Origin of the sequence: Pseudomonas sp. A-1 (assembly GCF_004801855.1) — a bacterium.
Classification (GTDB): domain Bacteria; phylum Pseudomonadota; class Gammaproteobacteria; order Pseudomonadales; family Pseudomonadaceae; genus Geopseudomonas.
Map to the genome: position 1 here is coordinate 1 of NZ_SSTC01000059.1, position 12,445 is coordinate 12,445.

Annotated in this window: 8 protein-coding genes and 1 pseudogene; 3 read left to right on the plus strand and 6 right to left on the minus strand. The window is 70.8% G+C overall.

The features are described from left to right. On the minus strand, positions 1-453 hold a 453-nt coding region (locus tag E5198_RS13995; protein ID WP_136490612.1), incomplete at its 3' end, for a transposase. 146 nt (positions 454-599) lie between these two features. On the opposite strand from E5198_RS13995, the gene E5198_RS14000 reads away from it, so the two are divergent. Next, positions 600-944 (plus strand): hypothetical protein, encoded by a 345-nt coding sequence (locus E5198_RS14000; RefSeq protein ID WP_136490613.1) that lies wholly within the window; start codon positions 600-602, stop codon positions 942-944. Positions 945-1,221: 277 nt separating this feature from the next. On the opposite strand, the pseudogene E5198_RS14005 reads toward E5198_RS14000, so the two are convergent. Continuing rightward, positions 1,222-1,350, minus strand: a pseudogene (locus E5198_RS14005) (IS110 family transposase); the annotation flags it as partial. Positions 1,351-1,606: 256 nt separating this feature from the next. Here E5198_RS14005 and E5198_RS14010 point away from each other — a divergent pair. Together E5198_RS14010 and E5198_RS14015 are read left to right on the plus strand one after the other, a co-directional pair. After that, complete coding sequence (locus E5198_RS14010; RefSeq protein ID WP_218569061.1) at positions 1,607-2,383, plus strand: pseudouridine synthase; 777 nt, start codon at positions 1,607-1,609, stop codon at positions 2,381-2,383. An 82-nt stretch (positions 2,384-2,465) separates the two neighbouring features. Further along, positions 2,466-4,355 carry an ATP-binding protein gene (locus tag E5198_RS14015; protein ID WP_136490615.1) on the plus strand — a complete coding sequence of 630 codons (1,890 nt, stop codon included), beginning with the start codon at positions 2,466-2,468 and terminating at the stop codon, positions 4,353-4,355. Between the two features lie 9 nt (positions 4,356-4,364). Here E5198_RS14015 and E5198_RS14020 read toward each other — a convergent pair whose 3' ends face one another. The 4 genes from E5198_RS14020 to E5198_RS14035 all read right to left on the minus strand — a co-directional run bounded on the left by E5198_RS14020 (position 4,365) and on the right by E5198_RS14035 (position 12,228). Beyond that, complete coding sequence (locus E5198_RS14020) at positions 4,365-5,279, minus strand: transglutaminase family protein (protein ID WP_136490616.1); 915 nt, start codon at positions 5,277-5,279, stop codon at positions 4,365-4,367. Next, a complete protein-coding gene (locus E5198_RS14025) occupies positions 5,276-7,801 on the minus strand; it encodes a circularly permuted type 2 ATP-grasp protein (protein ID WP_136490617.1) in 2,526 nt (841 codons plus the stop codon). The genes E5198_RS14020 and E5198_RS14025 overlap by 4 nt, the downstream gene beginning before the upstream one ends. A 175-nt stretch (positions 7,802-7,976) precedes the next feature. Beyond that, positions 7,977-11,315: a DUF2126 domain-containing protein gene (locus E5198_RS14030; RefSeq protein ID WP_136490618.1), complete on the minus strand. Its 3,339-nt coding sequence runs from the start codon at positions 11,313-11,315 to the stop codon at positions 7,977-7,979. A gap of 160 nt (positions 11,316-11,475) precedes the next feature. Beyond that, positions 11,476-12,228 (minus strand): adenosylcobinamide-GDP ribazoletransferase, encoded by a 753-nt coding sequence (locus E5198_RS14035; protein WP_136490619.1) that lies wholly within the window; start codon positions 12,226-12,228, stop codon positions 11,476-11,478. Between the last annotated feature and the right edge of the window lie 217 nt (positions 12,229-12,445).

Below are 12,445 nucleotides of genomic sequence, written 5' to 3' on the forward strand. Positions count from 1 at the left end.
CGGCGCTTCCAGGCCCATCTCCCGAAAGATGCCGCGCAGCAGGTTGATGCGCTGGGTGCGGCTCTTCTTCCAGGTCTTGCGCAGACCGTGCAGTTGCTGGAGCTGTTGCTGCTCGTGAGTCTTCACCGGCACCGGGTGGATGCCCGAGCAGCGTGCGGCTTCGAGGATGGCGTCGCAGTCGTTGCGGTCGGTCTTGTTGCGGCGGCGGTAGGGGCGCACATAGCGCGCGTGCAGCAGCGTCACCTTGTGCCCCAGCGCCTGGGCGAAACGCCCCCAGTAGTGCGCCGTGCCACAGGCTTCCATCAGCCACTCGACCGGCTCGGCCTGCTCCTGTATATATCGGCGAAACGCCTCGCGATTCAGCCGCTTGCGCTGACTCACCTGCCCGGCACGGACGCTCTCGGCAACCTGGTAAACGGACTTGGCCAAATCCACTGCAATCTGCTTGTACATCGCTGGAACCCTCCGAACGCCATTCTCGACACCGCTGGTGCGGGTAAGTGTGGTGCAGGGAGAGTCCATTACAGCACTCAAGTCGTTCGCTTCGCTCACTGGGACGGGCTAAAGCCCGCCCCTTAGCTTATACGTTAGAGGTTTCAATGGCTCGGAGTAAAACCCCTGCTTTCGCCATTGCTCTTTTAGTAGCAACTGCCTGTGCAGTTGTCTTCGCCATTTTCGGCGGGCTGAGTAATGGCTTCACGCCAAAAAACATTGCTGGGTTCGCGGCGTTCGGTGCCATTATTGGCGCTGTTGCAGCCCCCTACATTGAGCCTGAGTCGTTTAAATACCCTATTACTTGGCAGGTATGCTGCTCTGTTCTAGGTTGTCTATTAGTTGCTCTTTACTTGCGTGCAGGCTTGGAAGGGTATGCGCTAGCTGCCATGGTTGGTGTGATTCTTGGCTACACCGCCCCATACTGGGTTAAGCATATTCAGGCACCGTAGAGGTAACCTCTAACAATGTATATGGACTCCTCCCACAAGTGGTGAGTAAAGCCTGCCACCCCTGTCGTCAGTGCGGTTGCACTCGTATATCCGGCCTTCGCTGGGCATTGCCGCCCGGGCCACGCTGTAGTTCGCGCAACGGGAGCCAAGCGCTCAATCGATCACGGGGATCATGATTGTTATCGGCCTTGTTCCGCCGCAGGACTCGCCTGTTCCGACAGTGTCGCTTTTCACCACAACCACAAGAAAAACCGCCTCCCGATTACCCGGCCCGCCGTCAGGCGGGCTTGCTGCTCTGCCAGTCGCCGCTGAAACGTCGTTCGTGGCACCACACCGCCCAGCAGATCCGTACCAGTTTGTTGGCCAGCGCCACCGCCGCCTTGTTGTGGCCGATGCACGCGGCCGTCGGGTGCTCCGCTTTTACTCCAGGGTGATCGCAGCTGCATTCAATCGCTCGGCTTCATGGCCTTCTGCGCCCTGTCTGCCCTGGCCATGTACCCGCTGTTCGTCAGGCTGGCCGGAGGCCGGAAGGATCGGCGAGCGTCGCCGCCCTGAACTTCGGCAGTGCCATGGCGCGGCGTCTGGCCAAACTCCGGCAAACCCCGTACCTTCCCCCTCCCCTTTCCCCGGCCACCGCCGCCAGCCCTTGCCGGAGCCCGCCCGTGCCTGTTTCCGACCCGCTCTCCCCGCCCGCCCCATCGACGACCAACCCGCTTACCGAGATCTACCGCGACGACTGGCTGCTGGCCGTGCACAAGCCGGCCGGGCTGCTGGTGCATCGCAGCCCCATCGACCGCCACGAGACCGAGTTCGCCCTGCAGTACGCCCGTGCGCTGAACGGCGGCGAGCACGTCTACCCGCTGCACCGGCTGGACCGGCCGACCTCCGGGCTGCTGCTGTTCGCCCGCGACCCGGCCACCGCCAGCACGCTGGGCAAGGCGCTGATGGCCGGCGAGATGCAGAAGACCTATCTGGCCATGGTCCGCGGCTGGACCGCCGAGGCGGGGGTGATCGACCATCCGCTGCGCGAGCACGCCACCGACCGCCGCGACAAGGACGAACAGCCGCTGCGCGAGGCGCTGACCCGCTACCGCCGGCTGGCGACCACGGAGATCCCGGTGGCCATCGAGGGCTATCCCGCCAGCCGCTATAGCCTGGTCGAGCTGCAGCCGGAAACCGGCCGCAAGCACCAGCTGCGCCGGCACATGCAGCACATCAGTCACCCGATCATCGGCGACACCAACTACGGGCGCACCCGCCACAACCACTACTTCGCCGAGCGCTTCGGCCACGGCCGGCTGATGCTGGCGGCCACCGGCCTGGCCTTCCGCCACCCGGCCAGCGGCGCGCTGCTGCAGCTGCGCGCGGCGCCGGAAGCGAGCTTCCGCCAGGTGCTGTCGATCTTCGGCGCGGCCCTGCCGGCGCTGGACGGTCGCTGAGCCGCGCACACGCCGGAGCGGCGCGCTTTGCTACGCTCCAAGGCGAAGACCACGGCCGCCCGGACCGGGCGAGGACAAGCGCATGGCCATTTCCCCCATCCCGGTGGACCAGCGGGTGATCGACATCGACTCGCGGCGGTTCGCCTCCATCGAAAAGGCGCTGGTCGAGCTGATCACCAACGCCGACGACAGCTACGGCCGGCTGGAAAAGGCCGGCGTGGCGACCAGCGGCCAGGTGCTCGTGCAGTACGAGCGCCACCAGGCCGGCGCGCTGCTGATGGTCACCGACCAGGCCGAGGGCATGGCCTTCGCCCAGGCGCGGGCGATCCTCGCCTACGGCGCGGCGCACAGCACCCTGGCGCGCGGCGAAGGCGGCGGCCGCGGCTATTTCGGCCGCGGCCTGAAACAGGCCATCTACGGCCTGGGCTACGGCTGGATCGAGACCATCCATGCCGGCCGCTACGCGCGCATCGAGCTGTTCCGCGGCGAGAACGGCGGCTACCTGTTCGACGACGGCGACGGCGACCGCCCGGTCCGCGACAAGGACCGCGCCCGGCTGGGCATCGCCGGCGACGGCACGCGGGTCGCCATCGTCATCGAGAACTCGCACACCAACATCTCGCAGTTCCGCTCGGTACTGCAGTCGGTGACCGACAATATCTACCTGCGCGACGTGCTGCGCCGGCGCCAGGTGGAGCTGGTGCACCTGCAGCGCGGCCGGGAGGTCGAGCGCAGCGGTCCGCTGCGCTACGTGGAGCCGCCCGCCGAGCTGCTGCTCGGCCCCGACCTGGCCGGGCAGTTCGTCCACGAGGGGTGCGCCTACCCCTTCGCCCTGACCCTCAAGCGTGCCCTCGACGCCGAGCTGAGCAGCCGCGGCGACGAGCGCAGCAACGGGCTGGTGGTGCTGTCCGGCACGGCGGTGCTGGACTGCCAGCTGTTCGACTACGAGAACCAGGTGGGCACCGAGTACCTGTTCGGCAGCGTGGACTGCCCGGCGCTGATCGAGCGGCTCGGCGCGGGCGTGGCGGTGATCAGCGACGAGCGCGAGGGACTGAACCTCAAGGAGCCTTTCGTGGCGGCCTTCGCCCGGGCGGTCAGCGCGCTGCTCGCGCCCTGCGTGGAGGCCGAGCGCGAGAAGCTCAGGCACCTCGACCACGCCACCGCCTCGGGGCGCACCAGCCAGATGATCGAGCACCTGCTCGAGCGGATGAGCCGCGCGGCCATCCAGGACATGGGCATCAGCCTGCCGCCCCCTGGCGCGCCGGCCGCCGCGCAGCATCCGGCGCTGCGCTTCTCCACGCCCTTCTACTACCGCCAGAGCGGCCATCCCTTCCACGTCAGCCTGCTGGTCGATGCCGCGCAGCTGGCCGCGGACGAGGTGCTGCAGGTCGCCTACGCCCTGCCGGAGGGCATGCGCATCGACCCGGCGCCGAGGCAAATCCCCGCCTCCAGCCTGGGCGGACAGTCGCGCCTGGAATGGACGGTGGTGGCCGATGCCGCCGGCAGCCGCGGCGAGATCAGCGTGCGCGCCGGCAGCCACTGGGCCTGGTGCGAGCTGGTCGCCGCCGAGCGGGAGGCCGGGCACCGCCCGCATGTCGCCGGCCTGCACGCCGCCCACGCCGCGCCGCCACGCACGCCGCACGACCACGGCGAGCTGATGTTCACCGGCTACGAGTTCCGCCATCTCGACAACGAGCTGGACCGCGCGGTGTACAGCGCCGCGGAGCGCAAGATCCTGATCAACACCGCGGCGCCGACCGTGCAGCTGTACGTCGACGGCCGCGGGCATTTCCGCGACAGCGCGCGGCTGCTGCTGGCCGAGCTGTTCATGGAGGTGATCGCCGACGAGCTGGCGCGCCGCAGCCTGGCCAGGACCGGCCAGGCCCAGGACGCCGAGGCCCTGCACCGGGCCAAGCTGGACATCGTCCGCCGCTACGGCAGCGAGATCCACCGCTCGTTCCTGGTCGGCTGAGGGCGCTCGCTACAGGCCGCGCGCCAGCGCCTCCTGCAGTGGCATCACGGTGACGCTGACTTCCGGGTCGTGGCTGCCGCCGCCGAGGATCACCCCGCGCAGCGGCGAGACGTCGCCGAAGTCGCGGCCCCAGGCCAGGGTGATGTGCTCGCGGCCGGGGATCAGGTTGTTGGTGGGGTCGAAGTCGACCCAGCCCTGGCGCGGGCACCACACCGAGATCCAGGCGTGCGAGGCGTCGGCGCCGATCAGCCGCGGCTTGCCGGGCGGCGGCTGGGTCAGCAGGTAGCCGCTGACGTAGCGCGCCGCCAGGCCGCGCGAGCGCAGGCAGGCGAGCATCAGGTGGGCGAAGTCCTGGCACACCCCGCGCTTCTCCTCCAGCACCTGCGCCAGCGGGGTTGCCACCTGGGTGGCGGCGGCGTCGTAGGTGAACTCGCGGAAGATCTTCGCCATCAGCGCATCGACCGCCAGCAGCAGCGGCCGGCCGGGCAGGAAGCAGTCGTCGATCCAGTCGCTGAACAGCTGCTTGAGGTTCACGTAGGGCGACTGGAAGCGGTAGCGGGCGGCCTCCAGCTCCCCGGCGGTGAGTTCCTTGCCGGAGTAGCTGAGGCCGAGGCAGACCTCCTCCCAGGGCGGCGAGTCCTGCAGGCGCAGCGCCGGCCGGGCGAGCACCTCGACCTGCAGGCGGGCGCTGACGCGCAGTTCGTCGTGGGGCCGCTCGAAGGCCAGGCGGGTCAGCGGATTGCCGAACACGTCGAGGCCGTCGCTGCGCCGGGTCGGCTCCGGGCTGACCAGCAGCTCGCGGGCGTGGCAGCGCTGCCAGGGGCTCGGCCGCGGCCACAGGTGGGCCAGTTGCTCGGCCAGCGACACCGGCGCGGCGTAGTGGTAGTGGGTGTCGTGGAGGATGAGGTAGTGGGCACTGTTCATAGCGACTGGGTCTGCTGGCTGGCGTCGACGTGGACGAAGAAACGCAGGCCGAGCTGGTCGGACAGCTGGCCGGCGGCGCTGGCGACGGACTGCAGCAGGGCCGCCAGCTCGCCCAGCGCCTCGGCGTCGGCGTCGCTGCAGGCGGCCTCCAGGCGCGCGAGGTCCCAGGCGTTCAGGCGGGCGTCGATCCCGGCCAGGTCCGGCAGGGTCGCCAGCTCGAAGCGTTCGCCGAGGATCTCCAGCGAACGGTGCAGCTGGCGCAGCTGGAACACCGCGGCGTGCGGGTTCTGGCCGTCGAGCAGCAGCAGGTCGAGCACCGGGATCAGCTGGGCGCTGGCCAGGTAGCGGGTACGGTAGGTGATGCTGCTGTTGCCCAGCTCGAGCAGCCAGCCCAGCGCCGCCGGGTCGCGCGCCGCCGGGGTGGCGAGCAGGCCGGCGATGCTCTCGACGAGGAACTGCAGGCGCTCGATGCGCCGGCCGATCACCAGGAAGCGCCAGCCGTCGTCGCGGGTCATGTCGTCGAGGGCGAAGCCGGACAGCGCGGCCAGCGACATCAGCAGGCGGTCGAGGAACTCCAGCAGGTCGCCGGGATCGACCTCTTCACGGTCGAGGGCCTGCGCCTCCTTGTGCAGCTCGACCAGCGCCTGCCAGTTCTCCCGCGACAGCTTGCCGCGCACGCTGGCGGCGGCCCACTGCAGGCGCTGCAGGTTGGCGCGCAGGCTGAACGGCCAGTCCTTGCCGACCACCGCCTGCACCAGGCGCTGCTCCAGGCTCAGCTCCTCCTCCGCCTCGCCATCGTCGCCGTCCTCGCCCGGCGGCCGCGCGTCGGGCAGCAGGCCGAGGCCCTGGGCCACGCTCACCGCGGCCTGCAGGGCGGCGGGATCGTCGCCGTCGTCGACGTAGCGGGCCAGCATGATGCGCAGCAGGCGCGCGCTGCCTTCGCAGCGGTCGCAGTAGCGGCCGAACCAGAACAGGTTCTCCACCAGCCGCGACGGCAGGTAGGGGTCGCTGCGCACCACGTCGGCCACGCCGAGCGAGCGCACCCACTGCCAGGGCTCGCTGCTGGCGTGGCGGGCGCCGAGCACCCAGGTGTCCTTGCTGGCGCCGCCGCGCTGCATCGACAGGGTGGTGGCGCCGGCGCTGGCGGCCACCCGGGTCAGGCCGCCGGGCATCACCCGGTAGCCGTCCGGGCCGGCCACGGCGAACAGGCGCATGCCGATCGGCCTTGTGCCCAGGCCGCCGTCCGCGGCCTCCCAGACCGGCGCATGGGAGAGCAGCGGGCGTTCCTGGCCGACGTAGGCGTAGGGACGCTGGCGGATGCGCTCGGCCAGTGCGGCGCGCTGCGCGGGCTTGAGGTCGGGACCGAACTGCGGCACGAACTGCTGCGAGGGAAAGGCGCCGCGGAACAGCAGCTGGTCGAGCTTGTCCAGCGCCTCCTCGCACACCGGCGGCTCGCCGCACCACCAGCTGGCGATGGACGGCAGCAGCAGCTCCTCGCCGAACAGCCGCTCGCAGATGCCGGGCAGGAAGCCCGGCAGGCCGGGGGACTCCAGCACGCCGCTGCCGAGGGCGTTGGCCACCAGCACGCGGCCCTGGCGCACCGCCTCGAGCAGGCCGGGCACGCCGAGCGCCGAGTCGCTGCGCAGCTCCAGCGGGTCGCAGAAGTCGTCGTCGAGGCGGCGCAGCAGCGCGTGCACGCGCTTGAGGCCGCCGAGGGTCTTCAGGTAGACGGTGGCGTCGCGCACCGTCAGGTCGCTGCCCTCGACCAGCGGATAGCCGAGCTGGCGGGCCAGGTAGAGGTGCTCGAAGTAGGTCTCGTTGAAGCGTCCGGGGGTGAGCAGCACCACCAGCGGCGTCTCGCCGCCCGCCGGCGCCTGGCGCGCCAGGGTCTCCTGCAGGGTGCGGAAGTAGCCGACCAGATACTGCACGCGCAGGTCGCGGTACAGCTCGGGGAAGGCGCGCGAGACCAGTTGGCGGTTCTCCAGCGCGTAGCCGGCGCCGGAGGGCGCCTGGGTACGGTCGGCGGTGACCCACCAGCGGCCGTCCGCCGAGCGCGCCAGGTCCACCGCGTAGACGTGCAGCCAGGTGCCGCCCGGCGGCTGCAGGCCCTGGCACGGCCACAGGTAGTTGTGGTGGCCGTAGACCAGGTCGGCCGGCAGCAGGCCCTCGGCCAGCAGTCGCTGCGGTCCGTAGATGTCGGCCAGCACGGCATTCAGCAGGCTGGCGCGCTGCGCCACGCCGGCGGCCAGCTGCTGCCATTCCTCGGCCGGAATGATGTTGGGCAGCAGGTCCAGCTCCCAGGGCCGGTCGGTGCCGTCGGGGTCGGCGTAGACGTTGTAGGTGACGCCGTTCTCCAGGATCTGCCGGGCCAGCAGCGCCTGGCGCTGGTCCAGCTGCGCCGGGCTACAGCGCTGCAGGTGGGCGAGCAGCGCCTCCCAGTGCGGGCGTACCTTGCCCTGGGCATCGAGCAGTTCGTGGTAGACCGCGGCGTTGCGCGGGTAGTCGGCAAGCAGGTGGGGCATGGGGTACTCGATGAACATCCTGTTGTCATGCATCCCCATGCCCCGCTCGCGGGGCTGGGTGGGACGAGGGTAGCAGCCCTCGCGACGCGGCGTCCCGCGACCAACGGCGGGGGACGGCGAACCGCAGAGCGTAGGGTGGGTCAGCCGCGCAGCGGCGTAACCCACCCTACGTTACTCACACCCTGCGCAGGTCGAGGGTCATCGGCAGCTCGCGGTTCGCCAGCGGCTGCGGCGCCTCGACGCGACCCGGGGTGTGGCCGTGACGGAAGAAGCGCGCCAGGCGCCGGCTTTCCGCCTCGTAGGCGTTGACCGGCAGGGTCTCGTAGTTGCGCCCGCCGGGGTGGGCGACGTGGTACTGGCAGCCGCCAAGGGAGCGCTGCATCCAGGTGTCGACCAGGTCGAACACCAGCGGCGCGTGCACGCCGATGGTCGGCTGCAGACAGGAGGCCGGTTGCCAGGCGCGGAAGCGCACGCCGCCGACGAACTCGCCGACCGTGCCGGTGGGCGTCAGCGGCACCGGCGCGCCGTTGCAGGTCAGCACGTAGCGGTCCGGAGCCATGCCATTGATCCGCACCTGCAGGCGCTCCAGCGAGGAGTCGACGTAGCGCACTGTGCCACCGGCGGCGCCCTCCTCGCCCAGCACGTGCCAGGGCTCCAGCGCCTGGCGCAGCTCCAGCTCGATGCCCTGCACGGCGAAGTCGCCGAGCTGCGGGAAGCGGAACTCGAAGTGCGCGGCGAACCACTCGGGGCGGAAGGCATAGCCGGCCGCATTGAGCTCGTGCAGCACGTCGCGGAAATCCTGCTCGACGAAGTGCGGCAGCAGGAAGCGGTCGTGCAGCTCGGTGCCCCAGCGCACCAGGCGCTGCGGCCGGTACGGCTCGTTCCAGAAGCGCGCCACCAGCGCGCGCAGCAGCACCTGCTGGGCCAGGCTCATCCTGGCGTGCGGCGGCATCTCGAAGGCGCGCAGCTCGAGCAGGCCGAGGCGGCCGCTGGCCGAATCCGGCGAGTACAGCTTGTCGATGCAGAACTCGGCGCGGTGGGTGTTGCCGCCGACGTCGACCAAGAGGTTGCGCAGCAGGCGGTCGACCAGCCACGGCGGGCAGTCGCGGCCCGGCTCGGGCATCTGCGCGAAGGCGATCTCCAGCTCGTAGAGCGCGTCGTTGCGCGCCTCGTCCACCCTTGGAGCCTGCGAGGTCGGGCCGATGAACAGGCCGCTGAACAGGTAGGACAGCGACGGGTGGTTGTGCCAGTAGCTGATCAGGCTGCGCAGCAGGTCCGGGCGGCGCAGGAACGGCGAGTCGGCCGGGGTGGCGCCGCCGAGCACGAAGTGGTTGCCGCCGCCGGTGCCGGTGTGGCGGCCGTCGATCATGAACTTCTCCGACGACAGCCGGGTCAGGCGCGCCGCCTCGTAGAGGAACTCGGTGCGCTCGACCAGCTCGCCCCAGCTGGCCGCCGGGTGGATGTTGACCTCGATCACCCCCGGGTCGGGGGTGACGCGGAAATGGATGAGGCGCGGATCGGCCGGCGGCTCGTAGCCTTCCAGCATCACCGGGCAGCGCAGCTCGGCGGCGGTCGCCTCGATGGCGGCGACCAGCTCCAGGTAGTCCTCGAGGCGCGGCAGCGGCGGCATGAACAGGTACAGGCGGCCGTCGCGCGGCTCGGCGCACAGCGCGGTGCGCACGATGTGCGCGGCGGACTGGAAGGGTTCCGGCGCGGCCTCGGCGCTGGTGCTGGCGGGGCCGTTCAGGCCGCTGGCCGCAGCCGGCGACGCGGCGGCGGCGGCCTGGTGCGGGGCATGGCGCAGCTGCTCGCGGATCGCCGCATGGGCCGGCAGCGGCGGGAAGCTCTGGTTGGGGTCCGGCGCCTGCACGTAGGGGTAGTCGCTGCTGCTCACCCACGGCTGCGAATCCAGCGGCAGGCGGTAGCCGAGCGGCGAGTCGCCGGGGATCAGCCGGCAGTGTTCCTCGCGCAGGAACCAGGGACCGGACTGCCAGCGCGCAGCGTCGGCGCTGCGCGCCAGCGGCAGGATATGGCCGACCACCCGGTCGAGGCCCTGGTCGAACACCTTGCGCAGGCGCTCGCGCTCCAGCGGGTCGGCGAGGCGCGCGTCCTCCGGGGTGACGTTGGCCGGCAGGCGGCGCTCGCGCCACAGGTAGTACAGCCAGTCCTCGTAGGCCGGGAAGGCGTGCTCGCCGGACAGGCCGAGGTGGCCGGCCAGGGTGGCGAGGAAGCGCGCAGCGAGGCGCTCGTCGGCGCCGTAGTGCCGGCCCTCGTCGGCGAGCAGCTGGCGGTCGCGCCACACCGGCTCGCCGTCCCTGCGCCAGAAGCAGTTGAGCGACCAGCGCGGCAGCTGCTCGCCGGGGTACCACTTGCCCTGGCCGAAGTGCACCAGGCCCTGCGGCGCGTAATGGTCGCGCAGGCGGTGGAACAGCTCGGCGGCCAGGCGGCGTTTGTTCGGGCCGAGCGCGGCGGTGTTCCACTCCTCATCGTCCGGGTAGTCGATGGCCACGAAGGTCGGCTCGCCGCCCATGGTCAGGCGCACGTCGGCGGCCTGCAGGTCGGCGTCGACCTGGCGGCCGAGGGCGTCGATGGCCTGCCACTGTTCGTCGCTGTACGGCAGGGTCACCCGCGGCGCTTCCCAGATGCGCTCGACGCGCATCTCGTGGGCGAACTCCACCTCGCACTTGTCGACCCCGCCGCTGATCGGCGCCGCCGAGGACGGCTCGGGGCTGCAGGCGACCGGGATGTGCCCCTCGCCGGCGAACAGCCCGGAGGTGGGATCGAGGCCGATCCAGCCGGCGCCCGGCAGGTACACCTCGCACCAGGCGTGCAGGTCGGTGAAGTCCTCCTCGGTGCCGCTCGGGCCGTCGAGGGCCTTGACGTCGGCGGTGAGCTGGATCAGGTAGCCGGAGACGAAGCGCGCGGCCAGGCCCAGGTGGCGCAGCAGCTGCACCAGCAGCCAGGCCGAGTCGCGGCACGAGCCCGAAGCCTTCTCCAGGGTCTGCTCGGGCGTCTGCACGCCCGGCTCCATGCGGATCAGGTAGCGGATGTCGTTGGACAGGCGCTGGTTGAGCGCGACCAGGAAGTTGACGCTGGGCGTGGGCTCTCGGTCGATGCCGGCCAGGTAGTCGGCGAAAAGCGGCGTGGCCGGCAGCGCCCGCAGGTAGGGGTCCAGCTCGCGGCGCTCGCCCTCGGTGTAGGCGAAGGGGATCTTCTCGGCGTAGGGCTCGAGGAAGAAGTCGAACGGGTTGAACACCGCCATCTCGGCGACCAGGTCGACCTCGATCTTCAGCTCGTCGGTCTTCTCCGGGAACACCAGGCGGGCCAGGTAGTTGCCCTGCGGGTCCTGCTGCCAGTTGATGAAGTGGCCTTCCGGCAGCACCTTCAGCGCATAGGACAGGACGCGGGTGCGGCTGTGCGGCGCCGGGCGCAGACGGACGATCTGCGGCCCGAGATTGACCGGGCGGTCATAGCGGTAGTGGGTGACGTGATGCAATGCGACATGGATCGACACGACGGCCTCCTGCGTGCCAGAACAGTAACCCGGCTAGGCAAGACTTGTGCCGACATCCGCAAGCTGTCGTTCGCCGGGGCCCGAGGGTTTGGATAAAGCACCAATATGAAGCGAGTTGCAGACCACGAAAAAGAGCGCGCACAACAATAGCGCATTCGGCTCACAGCGCCACGGCCAGCGCCATCAGCACTCCGCACTCCAGCAGCTCGAGCAGCGCCCCGGCGCTGTCGCCGGTGGTGCCGCCGAGGCGCTGCAGCAGGGCGCGGCGGACCAGCACGAACAGCGCCGCCGCCACCGCCACGGCGAGCAGCCCGGCCCAGCCGGCCAGCAGGCAGGCCAGCACGCTGGCGAACAGCACACGCCAGCCGGCGCGCTGCGGCACATGGGCGGCCAGCGCGCTGCCCAGGCCGCCTTCGCGCACGTAGGGGGTGCCGAGCAGCAGGAGCAGCACGCCGACGCGGCCGAGCAGCGGCGCCAGCAGCAGCGCCGCCCAGGCGCCGGCCTCCAGCAGCGCCCACAGCGCGGCGAACTTGAGCAGCAGCAGCACCACCAGCGCGGCGACGGCCATCGGCCCGCAGCACGGGTCCTTCATCAGCGCCAGGGTGCGTTCGCGGTCGCCGTAGCCGCCCACCCAGGCATCGACCGTATCGGCCAGGCCGTCCAGATGCAGGCCGCCGCTGGCCAGTACCCACAGCGCCAGCAGCAGCGCCGCCGCCAACGGGACAGCCACGCCGGACAGCAGCCAGGCGGCGGCGAGCAGCACGGCGCCGAGCAGCAGCCCTACCAGCGGATACCACAGCAGCGAGCGGCCGAGCTGCCGGGGCACGGGCATGCCGGGCAGGCGGATGGGCAGGCGGATGGGCAGGCGGGTGAGAAATTGCAGGGCGATCAGCAGGGGCAAGGGCAGGTTCACGGGGACATTCCGCAGGGTGGGTTGGACGAAACGGGCGCCACCTTAACCGCAGCGGCTGCGCAACGCCAAATGCTCCATGCCGGGGCAGCGGCGCACCAGCGGCGTGCCCCGCTGCGAGGCAGCCCGCCGAAGCGGCACCGGCCGTTTCCCGCAATGCCGCGCCACGCGCGGCCTGCGGAAAACTGGCACGCCTTTCGCTAGGAACCTGGCGTGCAGG